Here is an 18,838-nt window from a genome sequence, read left to right on the forward strand (position 1 = left end):
GCGCGAAGAGGTGGGTGTCGGTGCCGACGTAGACGCGCGTGGGGTCGGTGCCGGGCGCGTAGAGCAGCGCCATGAGGGTCGCGGACGCCAGCCCCAGACCGGCGACGATCCACGGCGCCCGACGGCGCAGGGGCCGCACGACGCACAGGAGCACGACGGCGAGCGGCCACAGGAGGTAGAACTGCTCCTCGACCGCGAGCGACCAGAGGTTGCCGAAGAGGTGCGGGAGCAGGGCTCCCGAGTAGGTGGCGCCGCTCGCGACGTCGACCCAGTTGCTCGTGAAGGTCGCGGCGCCGAGGAGCTGGGGCCCGATGCCGACGAGGACGTCGCCGCCGACGACCGCCGCGACCGCCGTGCACACCGTCACGACCAGCCCGAGCGCGGGGAGCAGGCGGCGGGCACGCCGCGCCCAGAAGGCGCGCAGCCCCACGTGGTGCCGGTCGCGGTGCTCGCGCACGAGCAGCGTCGTGATGAGGAAGCCCGAGAGCACGAAGAAGGCGTCGACCCCGACGTACCCGCCGGGGAACGTGGCCGGGGCCAGGTGGAACGCGACGACGACCACGACGGCCAGCGCCCGCAGCCCGTCGAGCCCCGGCATCCGGCGGTAGCGCACGGTCGGGCGTCCCGGCCTGCGACCCGCGCCGGGAGCGCGCACGTGCCCGACGACACGAGGCGTCTCGAGCGTCGGGCGGCCGACCCCCGCAGGGGTCGTCCCGGGTCGAGATGCCTCGTGGGTCGTCGTCACTCGTCCGTGATCTCCCGTACCACCGTGTCTGCCAGCAACCGTCCGCGCAGGGTGAGCACCGCACGTCCCGCGATCGCCGCACGGCCGTCGAGGAGCCCGTTCGCGACGAGCCCGGCGACGGCGCGCCGTCCGGCCGGGGACAGGACCGCGAGGTCGAGGCCCTCGTGCAGCCGCACGCCGAGCATGGCCTGCTCGAGCCGGCCCTCGTCCCGCGTGAGGAGCTCGCGTCCTGCGGCGGGGCTCGTGCCCGCCTCGAGCAGCGCCGCGTAGCGGCGCGGGTGCTTCACGTTCCACCATCGCACGCCGACCCTCGCGTCCCGGACCGACGCGCCCGTGTCGTCGGTCACGGCCGTGGGGTCCGCCGCCGGACCGGACGTCGCGTCCGCGACGGCCGACGGCGCGGCGACGTACGAGTGCGCGCCCGGGCCGATCCCCCACCAGTCGTCGCCGCGCCAGTACGCGAGGTTGTGGCGGCAGCGGTCGGCGTCGGTCCGGGCCCAGTTGCTCACCTCGTACCAGGTGAGCCCGGCGGCGGTGAGGAGCTCGTCGGCGAGCTCGTACTTCGTCGCCTGGTCGTCCTCGCTCGGCAGCGCGACCTCGCCGCGCCGCACCTGCGCGGCCATCTTGGTTCCCGCCTCCACGACGAGCGCGTACGCGGACACGTGGTCGACGCCGGTCGCGAGGGCGGCCTCCAGGCTCGCCCGCCAGTCGTCGAGGCTCTCCCCCGGCGTGCCGTAGATGAGGTCGAGCGAGACCTTCAGGCCCGCGTCGCGCGCCCAGCGCACCACGCCGGGGATGCGCCGCGGGTCGTGCGTGCGCTCGAGGGTCGCGAGCACGTGCGGGACGGCTGACTGCATGCCGAACGAGACGCGCGTGAACCCGGCCTCCGCGAGCTCCGCGAGGGACTGGGGCGTCACCGAGTCGGGGTTGGCCTCGGTCGTCACCTCGGCGCCCGGTGCCAGGCCCCACGCGCTGCGGACGCCGTGGAGCAGGCGGGCGAGGTCGCCGGCGGGCAGCAGCGTGGGCGTCCCGCCGCCGACGAACACGGTCGACACCGGTCGCTCGGGCAGACCGGCGTCGCGCAGGACGCGCGCCGCGAGGTCGATCTCGCGCAGCGCCGTGCTCGCGTACGACGCCTGGCTCGCGCCCCCGCCCAGCTCGGAGGCCGTGTAGGTGTTGAAGTCGCAGTACCCGCACCGGACCGAGCAGAACGGGACGTGCAGGTAGACGCCGAACCCGCGCGGCGCCGTCGGGCCCGACGCGCCCCCGCCGTCCGCAGCCGCCCCGCCCGCCGCGACCCACGCGGGCAGCGAGCCGTCGGGCGGGACCGGCTCGCCGTCGGGCAGGGCGGGGCTCACTTCTTGGACTTGTCCTTGGCGTCCTTGCCGCCCGCGGCGTCGGAGGAGAGCGCGGCGATGAAGGCGTCCTTCGGAACCTCGACGGACCCGATGTTCTTCATGCGCTTCTTGCCCTCCTTCTGCTTCTCGAGCAGCTTGCGCTTGCGGCTGATGTCGCCGCCGTAGCACTTGGCGAGGACGTCCTTGCGCATCGCGCGCACGGTCTCGCGCGCGATGACGCGCGCGCCGACGGCCGCCTGGATCGGCACCTCGAACTGCTGGCGCGGGATGATCTCCTTGAGCTTCGCCGTCATCATCACGCCGTAGTCGTACGCCTTGTCCTTGTGCACGATCGCGCTGAACGCGTCCACCTGCTCGCCCTGGAGCAGGATGTCGACCTTGACGAGGTCGGCCACCTGGTCGCCCGAGGGCTCGTAGTCGAGCGACGCGTAGCCGCGCGTGCGGGACTTGAGCTGGTCGAAGAAGTCGAACACGATCTCGGCGAGCGGCAGCGTGAAGCGCAGCTCCACGCGGTCCTCGGACAGGTAGTCCATGCCGAGCATCTGGCCGCGGCGGTCGTTGCACAGACCCATGACGGTGCCCACGAACTCGCTCGGCGCGAGGATGGTCGCGCGCACGACCGGCTCGCTGACCTGCTTGATCTTGCCGCCCGGGAACTCCGACGGGTTCGTCACCTTGACGAGCGTGCCGTCCTCGAGAGTCACGTCGTAGACGACGTTCGGCGCGGTCGAGATGAGGTCGAGGTCGAACTCGCGCTCGAGCCGCTCGCGCACGATCTCCAGGTGCAGCAGGCCGAGGAACCCGACGCGGAAGCCGAAGCCGAGCGCCACCGAGGTCTCCGGCTCGTAGTTGAGCGCGGCGTCGTTGAGCTTGAGCTTGTCCAGCGCGTCGCGCAGCACCGGGTAGTCGGTGCCGTCGATCGGGTAGAGGCCCGAGAACACCATGGGCTTGGGGTCGGAGTAGCCGCCGAGCGCCTCCGCCGCGGGCTTCGCGGAGTTCGTCACCGTGTCGCCGACCTTCGACTGGCGCACCTCCTTCACGCCCGTGATGAGGTAGCCGACCTCGCCGACGCCCAGGCCCTTCGTGACGATCGGCTCGGGAGAGATCACGCCGATCTCGAGCAGCTCGTGCGTCGCGCGCGTCGACATCATGACGATGCGCTCGCGCGGGTTGAGGTTGCCGTCGACGACGCGCACGTACGTCACGACGCCGCGGTAGGTGTCGTAGACCGAGTCGAAGATCATCGCGCGCGCGGGGGCGTCCGCGTTCCCGACGGGGGCGGGCACGCGCTCGACGATGCGGTCGAGCAGCACCTCGACACCCGCGCCCGTCTTGCCCGAGACCTTGAGCACGTCGTCCGGGTCGCCGCCCACGAGGTTCGCGAGCTCCTCCGCGTACTTCTCGGGCTGCGCCGCCGGGAGGTCGATCTTGTTGAGCACCGGGATGATCTCGAGCTCGTTCTCCATCGCGAGGTAGAGGTTCGCGAGGGTCTGCGCCTCGATCCCCTGCGCGGCGTCGACGAGGAGCACCGCACCCTCGCACGCGGCGAGCGAGCGCGAGACCTCGTACGTGAAGTCGACGTGCCCAGGCGTGTCGATCATGTTCAGCGCGTGCGGGGTCTCGACCCCGTCCTCGACGACCGCCCACGGCATGCGGACGGCCTGCGACTTGATCGTGATGCCGCGCTCGCGCTCGATGTCCATGCGGTCGAGGTACTGCGCGCGCATGGCGCGCGGCTCGACGACACCGGTGAGCTGCAGCATGCGGTCGGCCAGGGTCGACTTGCCGTGGTCGATGTGCGCGATGATGCAGAAGTTCCGGATCAGCTCGGGCGGCGTGGCCGCGGGCTGGATGCGGGTGCTCAGCTGGGCGCTGGGGATCGGGGACAACGCGGGTGCGCTCCTGGGAGTGGCGTGCGGGTCGGGCCGCGCGCTCGGGGGCGGCGCGCCGACGGTCGCTCTCGGGCGGGCGGGAACGGCCATTGTCCCACGTCCGGCGTCGCGCACCCGCCCGCCCTGCGGAGCGCCGCGCGGCGACCTAGCGTGGAGGTCCCGGCGGCACCGGCCGCCCGGCGACGAGAGGAGCGCTCATGGCCCAGGACACCGCGCACCGGACCTCCGGCCGCCCCGGCGGCCGTCGCGTGCTGGCGATCGTGACGAACTACGGCGTCGAGCAGGACGAGCTCGTGGTCCCGCTCGAGCACCTGCGCGGCGAGGGGGTGGAGGTCGACGTCGCGGCCACGTCCGCCGACGACGTGCAGACCCTCGTGGGCGACAAGGACCCCGGCCGCACCGTGACCGCGAACCTCACGCACGCCGACGCCGACCCCGCCGAGTACGACCTGCTGCTCGTGCCCGGCGGCACGATCAACGCGGACGCGCTGCGCCTCCAGGACGACGCCGTGAGCCTCGTCCGCGCGTTCACCACCGCGGGCAAGCCCGTCGCGGCGATCTGCCACGGTCCCTGGGCGCTCGTCGAGGCGGCGGCGGTCGAGGGCAAGACGCTCACGAGCTACCCGTCGCTCGAGACCGACGTGCTCAACGCGGGCGGGGCCTGGGTCGACCGTTCCGTCGTGCGGGACGACGCCGGGTACACGCTCGTCACGTCCCGCGATCCCGGCGACCTCGACGACTTCCTGCGCGAGGTGGACGCCGTCCTCGCCGGCTGACGCGGCGGTCCCGCGCGGGCATGCTCCCGCCACGGACGACGCCCTCGACCACCTCGCGCTGCTCTCCCGCCTCCAGGACGCGTTCCTCGCCGAGATCCGCCACGCCGACCCGGGCGCCCCGGTCTGGACGCTCCTCGCACCGGACCGCCCCGCGTCGACGGTGCGCTTCTGGCACCGCCGGCAGGCGCACGAGACGCTCGTGCTCGCCCTGCCCGTCGCGCTCCGGGCCACCGACGCCGGACGGTCGTGGGTCCTCGGCGACGGCGAGCCGGCAGCGACGGCGTCCGCACCCGCGCGCGAGCTCGCGCTCCTGCTGTGGGGACGGCTCGCACCTGCCGCTGCCGGCGTGGTGCTGGACGGCGACGCCGACGCGCTGGCCGCCGCGCTCGCCGGGCACATCACACCCTGACCGCTCCGACCGCCCTGACCACGGCGAGGCACGCCCGGTAGGGTGCGCGCGTGGCACGCAACCGATGGCTGGGACTACTCACCGACGCGGCACGCGCCGTCGTCTCCGGGCTCACGCGCTCGTCGCAGGGCTCGCCGGGCGGCACGGGCACCGCGGCGACGCGCGCACCCGGGAGGGAGCGGAAGCCGTCGGACCGGACGCCGTCCCCCCGCCCGGGCCCGCGCCCGACGAACCCGACCCGGCCCGACGCTCCGGCACGCCCCGCGGGTGGCGGCGACCGGACCGGCGCGTACCCCGGCGACTACGAGGGTCGCGTGCGCGCGCAGTACGCGCCGCGGCTCGACGGCGACCCGGACCCCGGGGAGATCGTCTGGACCTGGGTGCCCTTCGAGGAGGACTTCTCGCAGGGCAAGGACCGGCCCGTGCTGCTCGTCGGGTCGGACGGCGACTGGCTGCTGGGCGTCATGCTCACGAGCAAGGACCACTCGCGCGACGCGCGCGACGAGGCCCGGTGGGGTCGCTACTGGCTCGACATCGGGTCGGGCCCGTGGGACGCCCAGGGCCGCGACAGCGAGGTCCGGCTCGACCGCGTGATCCGCGTCGAGCCGGGCGCGGTGCGGCGCGAGGGCGCCGTCGTGGGGCGCGACGTCTTCGACCGCGTGGTGGCGGGCATCTCGCAGCACCGCTGACCCCGCGGTCCGGGAGCGCGACAAGGGACGCGACACGGCGACCTCTCGCCGTCGCCCGGCGGGAACTCCGGCGGATTGGAGTTCGAGCCACGACCGCTGGTAGTCTTGGTGGTCGCGTGTCCGCCCAGGTCGGCGGGCACAGCCCCAGCACCTCTCCACGGGTTCCCCACCCCAGTCCCGGAGCTGGAGCCGCCCTCTACGACCTATCCGCTCGCTCCGGCGAACAGAACCAGAGAGTCCACACGTGGCAAACATCAAGTCCCAGATCAAGCGCATCCGTACGAACGAGAAGGCTCGCCTGCGCAACAAGGCGGTCAAGTCCGAGCTCAAGACGTACGTGCGCCGCGTGCGCGAGGCCGTCGCCGCGGGCGACAAGGACGCGGCGAGCACCGCGCTCCAGGCTGCGTCGCGCAAGCTCGACAAGGCCGTCTCGAAGGGCGTCATCCACGCGAACCAGGCCGCGAACCGCAAGTCGGCCATCGCGAAGGCCGTCAACGCTCTCTGAGCGCACGGCTCGCCCGCGTCGGCGTGACACGCTGAACGTCACGACGACCGCACAGGCTTCCCACGGAGGGGCGCCGACCCGCACGGGTCGGCGCCCCTCCGTGCGTGCGCGTGCGAGAGCCCGGCTCCGCTGAGGGAGAGCTCCGGGCTGTCGAGAGAGCCGTGCCGTACCGAGGAAGCACTGGACCGATGAGGCGGCACCGGGACCGGCGCTGACGGCCCTGGGCCTCTCAGCGACCGTGGGCGCGGGCGATCGTGAGGACGGCGCGCTCGACGGCGAACACCGGGTCCCGCCCGGCGCCCTTGACCTCGGCGTCGGCCTGCGCGACGGCGCTGATCGCCGTCGCGAGCCCCTCCGGTGTCCACCCCGCGAGCTCGCGGCGTGCGCGGTCGACCTGCCAGGGGGCGAGTCCGAGGTCCTTGGCGGCGACGCCGCCGCGGCCGCGCATCGCGCCGACCTTCGCGAGCGCGCGGAGCTTCATCGCGAGCGCCGCGACGAGCGGCACCGGGTCCGCACCGGTCGCGAGCGCGTGGCGCAGGAGCGCGACGGCCTCCCCCGCGTTCCCGGCGACGGCCGCGTCGGCGACGCGGAAGCCCGTCGCCTCGACCCGGCCGCCGTAGTAGCGGTCCACGACGGCCTCGCTCACGGTGCCGTCCGTGTCGGTGACGAGCTGGCTGCACGCGGCGGCGAGCTCGCGGAGGTCGTTGCCGACCGCCTCGACGAGCGCACGCACCCCCGACGCGTCGATGCGGCGGCGCGCACGACGGAACTCGGCGGTGACGAACGCGGTCTTGTCGGAGTCCTTCTTGATCGCCTCGACCGCGACGACCGGCGCGCCGCTCGCCTTGATCGCGTCGAGCATGCGCTTGCCGCGTACGCCGCCCCCGTGCACGACGACGACGGTCGTCTGCGGGTCGGCCGTCGGGACGTAGTCCACGACGTCGGCGACGAGCGCGTCGGTCGCCGCCTCCGCCCCCTCGATGACCACGACCTTGGCCTCGCCGAACAGCGACGGGCTCGCGGCGACCGTGAGCATGCCCGCCTGGTACGTGGCCCCCTCCATCGTGACCTTCTCGACCTCCGGGTCCCGCTCGCGCGCGAGCCCGACGATCGCGTCCACGGCCCGCTCGGCCAGGAGGGACTCGGGCCCCTGCACCAGCACGACCGGCGCGATCCGGACGTCGTCCCACGCGAGCGACGGGCCGGCAGACGGGCGGGCGGTACGGGTCGGCGCGGGCATGGCACCAGCCTCCCACGAGCCACCCACCGCGCGAGAACCCCGGCGCGTCCTGGCTCTCTGGCCTCCCTGGCTTCCCGGGCTCCGTCCGCCACGGTACGGGCGGCATGCGTCCCGTGGCCGGGACGCGCCGGCCTCGTCAGCCGCAGCCCGCGGCGGCGAGGAGGCCGTCGCGCACGACGAGCGCGAACGTCCCGCACGTGTCCGTCCGCAGCACCGTCGCGCCGACGCCCCGGTAGAGGTCGAGGGCCCGGTCGGTCGGGTGCCCGTAGGTGTTCTCCCCCGAGCTGACGAGCGCGACCGTCGGGGCGAGCAGCCGGGCGAGGCGGTCGGACTGCGTCGCCGAGCCGTGGTGCGCGACCTTGACGACGTCGACCGGGCCGGAGCCGCGTTGCGCGAGGTTCCGGGCGAGCGCCGCCTGGCCGGCGTCCTCCAGGTCGCCGAGCGCGACCACGTCCATCCCCGCCACGTGCAGGAGGAGCGCCACGCTCGCGTCGTTCGCACCGCCGTCGGACTCCGTGGCGCCGGTACGTGCCGTGCTCGGTCGCGCGGCGCTCGTCGGCCCGCCGCCCAACCCGGCCTGGAGCACCTCCCACCGCACGCCGCCGGTGCCGGGGTCTCCGGACGCGCCGACGCCCTGGCGGCCGTCCGCGTCGTCCGCGCCTCCTGCGCTGCCGGTGGCGCCCGGCTGCGCGACCTGGACCGGGACGCCCGCGTCCGTGAGTGCGGCGAGCGTCCGTTCGGCCTGCTCCGGAGGATCGGCCGTCGCCGTGACGAGGGCGCGCGCGACCGTCCGGCCGCGCAGCACGGCGTCGAGACCGCCCACGTGGTCGGCGTGGAAGTGGCTGAGGACGAGGAGGTCGACCCGGTCGACGCCGAGGCGGTCGAGGCAGTCGCCCGCCGCGGCTCCCGCCGGCCCCACGTCCACGACCACCGCCGACCGGGGTCCGGAGCGCAGCACGAGGGCGTCGCCCTGCCCGACGTCGCACGCGACCACGGCCCAGTCCTGCGGCACCGGACCGGACGTCACGACGAGCGGGCGCACGAGCGCGACGACGAGCACCACCAGGCCCACGACGACGAGCGCACCAGTCACGACCTGCCCCGGGGACCGGCGCGGCCGCCACGGCGTCGTACCGGGCCGGCTCTCGCCTCGGCCGCCGCGGGACCACCGGCGCCGGGTGACCCGGACCGCCCGGGCGACGCGGTCGCGCAGGGGCGGCGACGACGCTCGCCGGACGGCACGCCGCTCCCCGGCCTCGCGCAGCACGCGCGAGCGGAGCACGACGGCGAGGAGCACCACGGTCCCGAGCGCGAGCAGGACCAGCCCGCCGACGCCTCCCGGCCAGGGCAGCCGCGCGCCGGGGAGACCCGCGAACGCCTCTGCGACGCCGGCGATCCACCCGGTGAAGATCCCGGCGGTCCACCCGAGCGCCGTCGCCGCAGCGGGCCACCGGGGCGCGACGAGGGTGGCGAGGACGCCCAGGACGGTCGCGGGGCCGAGCGCCGGGGCCGCGAGAAGGTTGGCGGGGACGGACCAGGTGCTCACGCTCGGGTCGAGCAGGACGAGCACCGGGGCGCACGCGGCCTGGGCTGCGACGGGCACCGCGACCACGTGCGCGACGGTCCGCCCGCACCACGGTGCCAGCCGACCGGCCAAGGGCGTCGTGAGGAGCGCGAGCCCGGCCGTCGCCGCGACCGAGAGCACGAAGCCGTACGAGCGGGCGAGCCCGGGGTCGAGGACGAGCAGCACGACGACGCCCGCCGCGAGGGCGGCCACGGCGCGCGACGGCCTGCCGAGCGCGATGCCGACCACCCCGACGGCGCCCATCGCGGCCGCCCGCAGCACGCTGGGCTCCGGGTGGACGAGCACGACGAAGCCCGCCATGGCCGCACCGGTGATCACCACGCGCGCCCAGCGGGGCGCGCGGGCGAGGACGCACAGCCCGGCCACGCAGGCCACGACGATCGCGAAGTGCCCACCGGACACGGCGGTGACGTGCGTGAGCGACGTCGTCCGCATCGCGTCGTCGAGCACGGGGTCGAGCCGTGAGGTGTCGCCGACCGCCACACCTGGGACGAGCCCGCGCGCCTGCGGGCTCAGGCCCTCGGTCGCGTCGAGGAGCCCGCGGCGCATCGCGTGCACGCCGCGCAGGAACGGACCCGGTGGCTCGACGACCCGCGGCGGGCTCTGCGTCCGGAGCATCGTCCGGTCGCCCTGGACGGCGAGCCGGCCCGACGCCGCGACGGACGCCCCGTAGGGGAGGTCCTCCCACCCGTCGCCGGTCCCGGTGACGACGACGGTGCCCGCCGCGGCGGTCTTCACGCCGCGCGCCGTGAGGTCGTGCAGGGAGACGCGTACCTCGTGGTGGTCGGTGGCGCCCGACCACGGGTTCGAGCGCGGCACGACGGCGGAGCGCACGGTCGCGGTCACCGTCGCCGTCGCGCCCCGGCCGGCCAGGTCGGCGAGCGCCTGCCGGTCGGCGAGCTGCGCACCCGTGGACAGGAGCACCGCCGCCACGCACGCGACCACGAGGGCGACCTGTCCCAGCACGCGCGCGGTCGGTCCCGACCGGACGGGCCGGCCCCCCGGACCGGACGGACGTCGTCGGACCCCTGGCCCCGACGGCACGCGCGCGGCGGCCGGGGAGATGGAGGGCCCCGGGCCTGCTGGCGTCCCGCGGCGGGCTCGTCGCGCGCCGAGCAGCGCTCCGCCGAGCACGATGCTCAGCAGAACGACGGTGAGCGATGCACCGCGCAGGACCGCGGTCGGCGCAGCGCCGACCGCGAGGAACGCCGTCCCCCAGGCCGCGAGCGCCGCCGGGACGAGACGGAGGTCGGTCACACGCGGACGAGGTCGCGGACGTCCGCGAGGACGGCGGGCCCGATCCCGCTCACCTCGCCGAGCTCGTCGACCGCCGTGAACGGACCGTTCTCCTCCCGCCACGCGACGATGCGCTCGGCGAGCACGGGCCCGATCCCGGGCAGGGCGTCGAGCGCCGCCGCGTCGGCCGCGTTGAGGTCCACCGCTCCGCCCGCGGTGGTCCCGGCCGCAGGGGGCGCCGACCCCGACGGGGGCACCGCCTCACCGGGTCGTGGGACGACGATCTGCTCGCCGTCCGTCACCGTCCGGGCGAGGTTCAGGGCGGCGAGGTCGGCCTCGGCGGTCGCCCCGCCGGCCGCCTCGAGCGCGTCCGCGACGCGTGCGTCGGCAGCGACGGTCACGAGTCCCGGCGCCGCGACCTGACCCACGACATGCACGACCACGCCGCCCGACGGCGCACCCTCGGTGTCGGCGCCCTCCCCGCCTCCCGTCGCTGCAGGCTCCGCGGTCCCGCCGTCGGTCGTCGCGCCGGCGCCCGCCGGGGCGACGGACTCCGCCTCCGGATCCGTCGCCGGGCCGCCGATCGGCGTCGCGTCGAGCGGCGCGACCGGAGTCACCCCTCCGGCCGGGGACCGCAGCAGCACGACCCCGGCCGCGAGGAGGAGCACGACCACCAGGGCGACCACCGCCGTCCGGGGCCGCAGCGCCCACCGGCGGCGCCCCTCCTCGCCGAGCCCGGCGAACCCCGCGTGCGACGTGGGGTGCCCGTACGTCGCGGTGTACGCCGTCGCCGCGGTCCGGCCCGCGCGGGACCGCAGGCGGTCGACCTCCGCGTCGCCCGGACTCGCGGGACCGGCGCGCTCGGCGTCGTCCGTCCCGGCTGCTCCCGTGACGTCCGCGCGCCTGCTCTCGTCCACGTCGGGGCGCGGCGGGAGCCACCCCGTGGCCGTGTCGTCCGACCCGCGCGCACGACCGCTTCCGCGGCGATCGCTCTCCTCGGGCACGGGCGGCCCTCCCCGGCGTTCGGACGCCTCTCCGCCGGGCGTGGGTGCCGCGCCGTCGTCCCCGGGGCCGAGCACCGGCGTCCCCAGGCCGCTCCGCCACGGACCGACGTCGGGCGCGGCGTCGAGGTCGCCCGGCGGTCCGACCTGCGGAAGGGTCGCCGTCGCCGGGTGCCAGGCCAGCGCTGGTCGCCCTGTCCCGGTCACGGCGCGCAGACGCTGCCGGACGACCTCTCCCTCCCGGACGGGGTCACGGGCCGGACGGGCGTGCTGACGCGGCTCGGGTCGTGGGGTGCTCACGTCGCGCACCGTACGGAGCTCGGGCAGGGCGGGGTCCGGGCGCCGGACCCACCTGTGGACGGGACCGTCCGTGAGCGGTCCTGTGCACGGCCAGGACGAGGGGGACGCTCGCGTGGCGGACGAGGGCGACGGGGCTCAGTACGCGGTCGAGCGACCCTCGACGCCCGAGCCGCGGTCCGCGAGCTCCGCGACGACGACCGCGAGCACTCCCGGTCCGACGTGCGCCCCCAGCACGGCGCTCACCGGGGTCACCACGACGTCCAGGCCCGTACGAGCCGTCAGCTCGGACGCGAGCCGGTGCGCGCCGGCGTCGTCACCGACGTGGTGGACCGCGAGCGCCGGCCGCGTGCGGCGCGCGGCGGACTCGACCGCGACCGTCGTCAGGCGCTCGACCGCCGCGGCCTTGGTCCGGACCTTCTGCACGACCTCGATCTTCCCGTCCCGGACAGCCAGCAGCGGCCGCACGCCGAGCACCGTCCCCAGTGCCGCCGACGCCGCGCTGAGGCGACCGCCGCGGCGGAGGTGGTCGAGCGAGTCGACGAGGAACACGGCGCGGCTCGCGTCGGCGACCTCGATCGCGCGCCGCGCAACGACGTCCGTGCCCTCCCCCGCCGCCGCGGCCCGGGCGGCGGCCTGCGCCGCGAATCCCAGCCCCATCGCGACGGTACGGGAGTCCACGACCCGGACCGGGACGGGTGCGTCCGCCGCCGCGAGCGCGGCCGCGTGCACCGTGCCCGACAGCTCTCCTGAGAGGTGGACGGAGACGATCTCGCGCGCCCCCGCCGCCGCGGCCGCGGCGTACGCCTCGGCGAAGGCGCGCGGCGTCGGCTGCGAGGTCGTGACCCGGCGACCGGCCTGGAGGTGCGCCGCCACGTCCTCGGCGGTGAGGCCCACTCCTTCGAGGGAGGACACGTCATCGACGATCACGTGCAGCGGGACGGAGCGGAGCCGCTCGTCGGGGACGGGCGGGAGGGACGCCGTCGAGTCGGTGACGACGTGCACGCGGTGGTCGGTCATGGCCGCGCCACCTTACGGCGCGCGCGGGCCGTCGCGCATCCCGGCCCGGCTGCGCCCGCGCGGAGCCGCCCCTACGATCCGAGCATGGCCGACGACGCCGCACAGTCCCCGACCGAGCTCGCCGCCCTGCGCGCGGCTGCCGCGCAGGCGGCCGCGGAGGCCGCCGAGGCCAAGGCCGTCGCCGCGCAGGCGGCGCTGGAGGCCGCGGAGGCGGCCGCGCAGGCGGACGCCGCTCCCGAGGAGGCTGCGCCGTCGGGCGCCGGGCCGCTCGAGGGCTACGCCGCCGAGGTGGCGGCCGGCTACGCGTACCGGGGCGGCACGCTCGCGCTCGGCGCGCTGCTCGAGGGCGAGCCGGGCGCCGACCCGGCGCCGCGCGCCGACGTTCAGGTGGGGTTCGCCCTGAGCATGCTCAACCGGCACGGGCTCGTCGCGGGCGCGACCGGGACCGGCAAGACGAAGACGCTCCAGGGCATGGCGGAGGGGTTGTCGACCGCGGGCGTGCCCGTGTTCCTCGCGGACGTCAAGGGCGACCTGTCCGGGCTCGCCGTACCCGGCGAGTCGAACGAGAAGATCGTGGAGCGCTCGGCGTCGATCGGGCAGGCCTGGAGCCCGACGACCTTCCCCGTCGAGTTCTACTCGCTCGGCGGGCTCGGGGCCGGTGTGCCGATCCGCACGACCGTCACGGACTTCGGCCCGCTCCTGCTGTCCAAGGTCCTCGGGCTCAACGAGACACAGGAGTCGAGCCTCGGGCTCATCGTCCACTGGGCCGACTCCCAGGGGCTCGCGCTGCTCGACCTCAAGGACCTCCGGTCGACCATCGCGTATCTCACGTCGGACGAGGGCAAGGCGGAGCTCAAGGGCATCGGCGGGGTGTCGAGCGCGACCACCGGCGTGATCTTGCGCGAGATCGTCGCGCTCCAGGCGCAGGGGGCCGACGTGTTCTTCGGCGAGCCCGCGTTCGCGACGTCGGACCTGCTGCGCACCGCCCCCGACGGCCGCGGCGTGATCTCCGCGCTCGAGCTGCCCGCGGTGCAGGACCGCCCCGCGCTGTTCTCGACGTTCCTCATGTGGCTGCTCGCCGACCTGTTCCAGGAGCTCCCCGAGGTCGGGGACGCCGAGAAGCCGCGGCTCGTGTTCTTCTTCGACGAGGCGCACCTGCTGTTCACGGGCGCGTCGAAGGAGTTCCTCCAGCAGGTCGTGCAGACGGTCCGGCTCGTGCGGTCGAAGGGTGTCGGCGTGTTCTTCGTGACGCAGAGCCCCAAGGACGTCCCCGCCGACGTGCTGGCCCAGCTCGGCAACCGGGTCCAGCACGCGCTGCGCGCCTTCACGCCCGACGACGCCGCGGCCCTGCGAGCGGCCGTGCGCACCTACCCCACCTCCCCCTACGACCTGGAACGGCTGCTGCAGTCGCTCGGCACGGGCGAGGCCGTCGTCACGGTCCTCACGGAGAAGGGCGCGCCGACCCCGGTGGCCTGGACCCGCGTCCGGGCGCCGCAGTCGTCGATGGAGCCGGCGCCCGCGGCCGTGCTCGACGGGATCGTCGCGGCGTCGCCCGGGTTCGCGCGCTACGGGACGGCCGTCGACACCGAGTCCGCGTTCGAGCTGCTCCAGGTGCGCGTGCAGGAGCAGGCGGCCGCGCGGGCCGCGGCTGCGGCCGCCGAGGCCGAGGCGGCGGCTCAGGAGAAGGCGGTGAAGGAGGCGGCCAAGGAGGCCGAGCGCGCGGCCAAGAGGGAGCAGGCCGAGCTCGAGAAGATGCGCGCGAAGCTCGAGCGCGACGCCGCGAGGTCCCGGTCCGGGTCGGGCTCGTCCGGTTCGTCGCGCTCCCGCGCGGCGAACCCGCTCGACTCGTTCCTCCGCTCGGCCGGCACCCAGCTCGGCCGCGAGCTCACCCGCACCATCTTCGGCACCCGCCGCCGCTGACCCCGCGCGTTGTGGGCGTGAAATGGGCCCGATGTCGACCACGAAACCTGGCCCATTTCACGCCCGCAACCGTTCCTGGGCGGTCAGGGCCTGGCGGCGGGCCTCCGCCACCCGGCCGACGAGGTCGTTCGGGAAGCGCAGGACGTCGTCCGCCGTAACGACGAGCACACGCCAGCCGAGAGCCTCCAAGGCCTGCTTGCGTCGGATGTCGCGGCGCCAGGTCGCCCGGTCGGTGCGGTGGACGTCGCCGTCGTACTCGATGGCGATGCGGAGCCGCGGATAGGACAGGTCCGGCAGCGCGACGAACCGCCCGACGTCGTCGTGGACCGGGCGGTTCACCTCCGGGCACGGAAGCCCCGCCTCGACCAGGAGGAGCCGGGTCCGGCTCTCCATCGTGGAGTCCGTCCCCGGCCTGATGAGGTCGAGCGCCTCCCGGCACGCGACGATCCCCTTCGCCTTGCGCGTCTTCCGGGCGATCTCGCGCAGGGAGCCGAAGTCCGTCACGGGCTCCTGGCGCCGCATCATCGCGTCAGCGAGGACCACGAGCTCGTCGCGGCGCAGGACGCGGGCGAGGTGGACCCAAGTCTGCGGGGCCGTCGTCGTGAGGAGCCCGTCGACGTTCGTCGTGCGCAGACCGTTCCCCGTGGCGAGGTGCGCGACGACGTCCCCCCGCTGCGGACGCGCACCTCTCCCCGGGGACACGACGTGCACGCGGTCGTCGTCGGCGAGCCGCCACGGGACCTCGACGCCGAGCAGACGGAGCGCCGTGACGTGCCCGAACGCGACGTCCGGGCCGAGGACCAGCGCCGCGGCGCGGCACCGCTCGACGATGTCGTCCCGACCGGCTGGGGCCCGTACGCCGTGGTGAGGCGAGACCAGCTTCACGGATCGGAATCGGCGGCGCGACGGCGTCTCCTGACGGTCGCGGACACGAAAGGGCACGGCGGCGGGCGGTCTGTTCGTCACGTGCGCCAGGCTCGTGGTCCCGGCGCAACCCCACCAGCCCTGGCTCAAGATCTGTGGACAAACCCACAACTGTGGGCGTGAAGTGGGCCCGGTTTCGGAGTCGAAACCAGGCCCATTTCATGCCCACAACCAGGTCGGGGCGTCAGACGACGATGTTGACCAGCTTCGGGGCGCGGACGATGACCTTGCGGACCTCGGCGCCGTCGATCGCGCGCACGACGTTCGGCTCCGCGAGCGCGGCGGCCGTGAGGTCCTCGTCGGAGATCGACGGCGGCACCTCCAGGCGAGCGCGCACCTTGCCCTTGACCTGGACGACGCACGTCACGGTGTCCTCGACGAGGTAGCGCTCGTCGGCCGTCGGGAAGGGCTCGTGCGCGAGCGAGCGGTCGTGGCCCAGACGCTGCCACAGCTCTTCCGCGATGTGCGGTGCGACGGGCGCCGTCATGAGCACGAGCGGCTCGACGGCCTCGCGCGGCACGCGGTCGAGCGACGTGAGGTGGTTGTTGAGCGTGATGAGCTTCGCGATCGCCGTGTTGGGGCGCATGTGCTCCATCTCGACGCGCACGTCGGCGATCGCGCGGTGCACGGCGCGCAGGGTCGCGGCGTCGGCGGGCTCGTCGACGACCGTCAGCTCGCCGGTCTCCTCCGAGACGACGTTGCGCCACAGCCGCTGGAGGAACCGCTGCGACCCGACGACGGCGCGCGTCTCCCACGGGCGCGACAGGTCGAGCGGACCCATCGACATCTCGTAGACGCGGAACGTGTCGGCGCCGTACTCGGCGTACATCTCGTCAGGCGTCACGACGTTCTTGAGCGACTTGCCCATCTTGCCGTACTCGCGCTGCACGACCTCGCCGTTCCAGCGGTACACGACCTCGCCCGAGCCGTCGAGCGCGGGCTCCTCCGTGACCTCGCCGGCGGGCACGTACTGGCCGCGCGCGTCGGTGAAGGCGTACGCCTGGACGTAGCCCTGGTTGAAGAGCTTGTGGAACGGCTCGACGCTCGTCACGTGGCCCAGGTCGTAGAGGACCTTGTGCCAGAAGCGCGCGTACAGCAGGTGCAGGACGGCGTGCTCGACGCCGCCGACGTACAGGTCCACTCCCCCGGCGCGGCCCGCGCTCGGGTTGTGCTCCGGGCCCATCCAGTAGCGCTCGAGGCCCTCGTCGACGACGACGTCGTCCGCGCCGCCGTCCCACCGCGGGTCGAGGTAGCGCAGGTAGTACCAGCACGACCCCGCCCAGTTGGGCATGGTGTTGGTGTCGCGGCGGTACTGCTTCGGTCCGTCACCGAGGTCGAGCGTGACGTTGACCCACTCGTCGTTGCGGCCGAGCGGCGCCTCGGGCGACGAGTCGGCGTCGTCGGCGTCGAACGTGCGCGGGGCGTAGTCGGGCACGTCGGGCAGGTCGACGGGCAGCAGCGCGTCGGGGATGGCGACGGGCTGGTCGTTCTCGTCCCACACGATGGGGAACGGCTCGCCCCAGTAGCGCTGGCGGCTGAACAGCCAGTCGCGCAGGCGGTAGGTCGTGGTGCCCTCGCCGAGGCCCTTGCCGACCAGCCACTCGGTGATGCGACGCTTGGCCTCCGCCACGCCGAGCCCGTCGAGCGACACCTCGTCGTTCGACGACCCGACGGCGACACCGTCACCCGTGTACGGGCCCGTGAAGTCCTCCGGCAGCCCGCCCACGGGCTCGACGGTGCGCACGACCGGCAGCCCGAACGCCTCGGCGAACGCGAAGTCGCGCTCGTCGCCGCCGGGGACCGCCATGATCGCGCCCGTGCCGTAGCCCATGAGGACGTAGTCGGCGGTGAAGACCGGGATCGTCCGCCCGTTCACCGGGTTCACCGCGAGGTGCCCGGTGAACACGCCCGTCTTCTTGCCCGCGTCGGCCTGGCGCTCGACCGCCGTCTTCGCGGCGGCCTCGCGACGGTAGGCGGCGACCGCCTCGACCGGCGAGCGGTTCCCGCCCGTCCACGCGCTCGACGTGCCGTCGGGCCAGTGCGCCGGGACCTCGTCGAGCAGCGGGTGCTCGGGCGAGACAACCATGAACGTCGCCCCGAACAGCGTGTCGGGGCGCGTCGTGAAGACCTCGATCTCAGCCCCCGACTCCGCCGCCGCGTCGTTCGCGCCGTCGGGCGTTCCGAGCACGGCGAACCGCACGAGCGCGCCCTCGCTGCGTCCGATCCAGTTGCGCTGCATCGCCGTGACCTTCTCGGGCCAGTCGATGAGGTCCAGGTCGTCGGCGAGGCGGTCCGCGTACGCGGTGATGCGCATCTTCCACTGGCGCAGGCTGCGCTGGAAGACCGGGAAGTTGCCGCGCTCGGAGCGGCCGTCGGCCGTGACCTCCTCGTTCGCGAGGACCGTGCCCAGGCCCGGCGCCCAGTTCACCGGCGACTCGTCCACGTAGGCGAGGCGCTGGGAGTCGACGACGGCGCGGCGCTGCTCCGGCGTGAGCGTCGCCCAGTCCGCGCCCGCCTCGACACCGTCGACTCCACCCGGCACCGGCCGCGCACCGGAAGCGTGCTCGGCCTCGAGCTCGGCGATGCGGCGCGCCCGGCCGCGACCGCCGTCGGGGCGCAGCGCGTCGGCGTCGTACCAGGAGTCGAAGATCTGGAGGAAGATCCACTGCGTCCAGCGCACGTAGTCGGGGTCGATCGTCGCGAAGGTACGGCGCGAGTCGTGCGCCAGGCCGAGGCGGCGCAGCTGCCGACGCATGTTCGCGATGTTCGCCTCGGTCGTCACGCGCGGGTGCTGGCCCGTCTGCACGGCGTACTGCTCGGCCGGCAGGCCGAACGCGTCGTAGCCGAGCGCGTGCAGCACGTTCTCCCCGCGCATGCGCCGGAAGCGCCCGACGACGTCCGTCGCGATGTACCCGAGGGGGTGGCCCACGTGCAGGCCCGCGCCCGACGGGTACGGGAACATGTCCATGATGAAGTACGGGCTCGCGCCCTCGGGGCCGTTGCCGTCGCCGTCCGTGAGCTCCCCCGTGGGGTTCGCGGCGAAGAACGTGCCGCGCTGCTCCCAGAGCTCCTGCCACTTGAGCTCGATCTGCTCCGCGAGCGCCGGCGTGTAGCGGTGGGCGGGGCCGCCCGCGGCGGGGGCGTCCGGGGCGTGCGGGATCGAGGTGGTGTCAGGCGTGGTCACCCGGCCGAGTTTACCGGCCGACGGGAGGCCCGACGGCGGCCCGTCCACCCCGTGCGA

The 18,838-nt window shown here is 74.9% G+C and carries 14 protein-coding genes; 5 read left to right on the plus strand and 9 right to left on the minus strand.

Annotated features, from left to right (window positions below):
• The 3 genes from CCE02nite_RS19220 to lepA all read right to left on the minus strand — a co-directional run.
• Positions 1 to 598: acyltransferase family protein (locus CCE02nite_RS19220; protein ID WP_141391201.1), on the minus strand; the 598-nt coding region annotated here is incomplete at its 3' end.
• A gap of 143 nt (positions 599 to 741) precedes the next feature.
• Positions 742 to 2,103, minus strand: a complete 1,362-nt coding sequence (gene hemW, locus CCE02nite_RS19225; protein WP_141391202.1) for a radical SAM family heme chaperone HemW — start codon at positions 2,101 to 2,103, stop codon at positions 742 to 744.
• The gene (gene lepA / locus CCE02nite_RS19230) at positions 2,100 to 3,992 is read right to left on the minus strand and encodes a translation elongation factor 4 (protein WP_304363339.1); all 1,893 of its coding nucleotides are present in this window, start codon (positions 3,990 to 3,992) and stop codon (positions 2,100 to 2,102) included. The genes hemW and lepA overlap by 4 nt, the downstream gene beginning before the upstream one ends.
• Positions 3,993 to 4,192: 200 nt before the next feature.
• On the opposite strand from lepA, the gene CCE02nite_RS19235 reads away from it, so the two are divergent.
• The 4 genes from CCE02nite_RS19235 to rpsT all read left to right on the plus strand — a co-directional run bounded on the left by CCE02nite_RS19235 (position 4,193) and on the right by rpsT (position 6,374).
• Complete coding sequence (locus tag CCE02nite_RS19235) at positions 4,193 to 4,771, plus strand: type 1 glutamine amidotransferase domain-containing protein (protein ID WP_141391203.1); 579 nt, start codon at positions 4,193 to 4,195, stop codon at positions 4,769 to 4,771.
• Between the two features lie 160 nt (positions 4,772 to 4,931).
• Positions 4,932 to 5,180, plus strand: coding sequence for a hypothetical protein (locus tag CCE02nite_RS19240; RefSeq protein WP_255318985.1), 249 nt, complete (start codon positions 4,932 to 4,934; stop codon positions 5,178 to 5,180).
• Positions 5,181 to 5,230: 50 nt separating this feature from the next.
• On the plus strand, positions 5,231 to 5,869 hold the full coding sequence (locus CCE02nite_RS19245; protein WP_141391205.1) for a type II toxin-antitoxin system PemK/MazF family toxin: 639 nt from the start codon (positions 5,231 to 5,233) through the stop codon (positions 5,867 to 5,869).
• Positions 5,870 to 6,113: 244 nt separating this feature from the next.
• On the plus strand, positions 6,114 to 6,374 hold the full coding sequence (rpsT, locus tag CCE02nite_RS19250) for a 30S ribosomal protein S20 (protein ID WP_047232984.1): 261 nt from the start codon (positions 6,114 to 6,116) through the stop codon (positions 6,372 to 6,374).
• A 229-nt stretch (positions 6,375 to 6,603) separates the two neighbouring features.
• Here the strand turns inward: rpsT and holA are convergent, their stop codons facing one another.
• The 4 genes from holA to CCE02nite_RS19270 form a co-directional block, all read right to left on the minus strand.
• Complete coding sequence (gene holA / locus CCE02nite_RS19255; RefSeq protein ID WP_141391206.1) at positions 6,604 to 7,614, minus strand: DNA polymerase III subunit delta; 1,011 nt, start codon at positions 7,612 to 7,614, stop codon at positions 6,604 to 6,606.
• Positions 7,615 to 7,750: 136 nt separating this feature from the next.
• A complete protein-coding gene (locus tag CCE02nite_RS19260; RefSeq protein WP_141391207.1) occupies positions 7,751 to 10,456 on the minus strand; it encodes a ComEC/Rec2 family competence protein in 2,706 nt (901 codons plus the stop codon).
• The gene (locus CCE02nite_RS21125) at positions 10,453 to 11,736 is read right to left on the minus strand and encodes a ComEA family DNA-binding protein (RefSeq protein WP_255318986.1); all 1,284 of its coding nucleotides are present in this window, start codon (positions 11,734 to 11,736) and stop codon (positions 10,453 to 10,455) included. The genes CCE02nite_RS19260 and CCE02nite_RS21125 overlap by 4 nt, the downstream gene beginning before the upstream one ends.
• A gap of 135 nt (positions 11,737 to 11,871) precedes the next feature.
• A complete protein-coding gene (locus CCE02nite_RS19270; protein WP_141391208.1) occupies positions 11,872 to 12,753 on the minus strand; it encodes a DegV family protein in 882 nt (293 codons plus the stop codon).
• A gap of 84 nt (positions 12,754 to 12,837) precedes the next feature.
• Here CCE02nite_RS19270 and CCE02nite_RS19275 point away from each other — a divergent pair, with 84 nt between their 5' ends.
• Positions 12,838 to 14,673 carry a helicase HerA-like domain-containing protein gene (locus CCE02nite_RS19275; protein ID WP_141391209.1) on the plus strand — a complete coding sequence of 612 codons (1,836 nt, stop codon included), beginning with the start codon at positions 12,838 to 12,840 and terminating at the stop codon, positions 14,671 to 14,673.
• A 57-nt stretch (positions 14,674 to 14,730) separates the two neighbouring features.
• On the opposite strand, the gene CCE02nite_RS19280 is transcribed toward CCE02nite_RS19275, so the two are convergent.
• Entirely contained in the window at positions 14,731 to 15,558 is an 828-nt protein-coding gene (locus tag CCE02nite_RS19280) for an endonuclease domain-containing protein (RefSeq protein WP_141391210.1), read from the minus strand.
• A 223-nt stretch (positions 15,559 to 15,781) separates the two neighbouring features.
• Complete coding sequence (leuS, locus tag CCE02nite_RS19285) at positions 15,782 to 18,781, minus strand: leucine--tRNA ligase (protein ID WP_371861948.1); 3,000 nt, start codon at positions 18,779 to 18,781, stop codon at positions 15,782 to 15,784.
• Positions 18,782 to 18,838: the final 57 nt, after the last annotated feature.

Origin of the sequence: Cellulosimicrobium cellulans, assembly GCF_006539945.1 — a bacterium.
Taxonomy (GTDB): Bacteria; Actinomycetota; Actinomycetes; order Actinomycetales; family Cellulomonadaceae; genus Cellulosimicrobium; species Cellulosimicrobium cellulans.

Excerpts from the sequence above, each read along its gene's own strand:
- CCE02nite_RS19275 (WP_141391209.1), top strand. The coding sequence starts at position 12,838 with ATGGCCGACGACGCCGCACAGTCCCCGACCGAGCTCGCCGCCCTGCGC.
- CCE02nite_RS19235 (WP_141391203.1), top strand. The coding sequence starts at position 4,193 with ATGGCCCAGGACACCGCGCACCGGACCTCCGGCCGCCCCGGCGGCCGT.
- holA (WP_141391206.1), bottom strand. The coding sequence starts at position 7,614 with ATGCCCGCGCCGACCCGTACCGCCCGCCCGTCTGCCGGCCCGTCGCTC.
- CCE02nite_RS19270 (WP_141391208.1), bottom strand. The coding sequence starts at position 12,753 with ATGACCGACCACCGCGTGCACGTCGTCACCGACTCGACGGCGTCCCTC.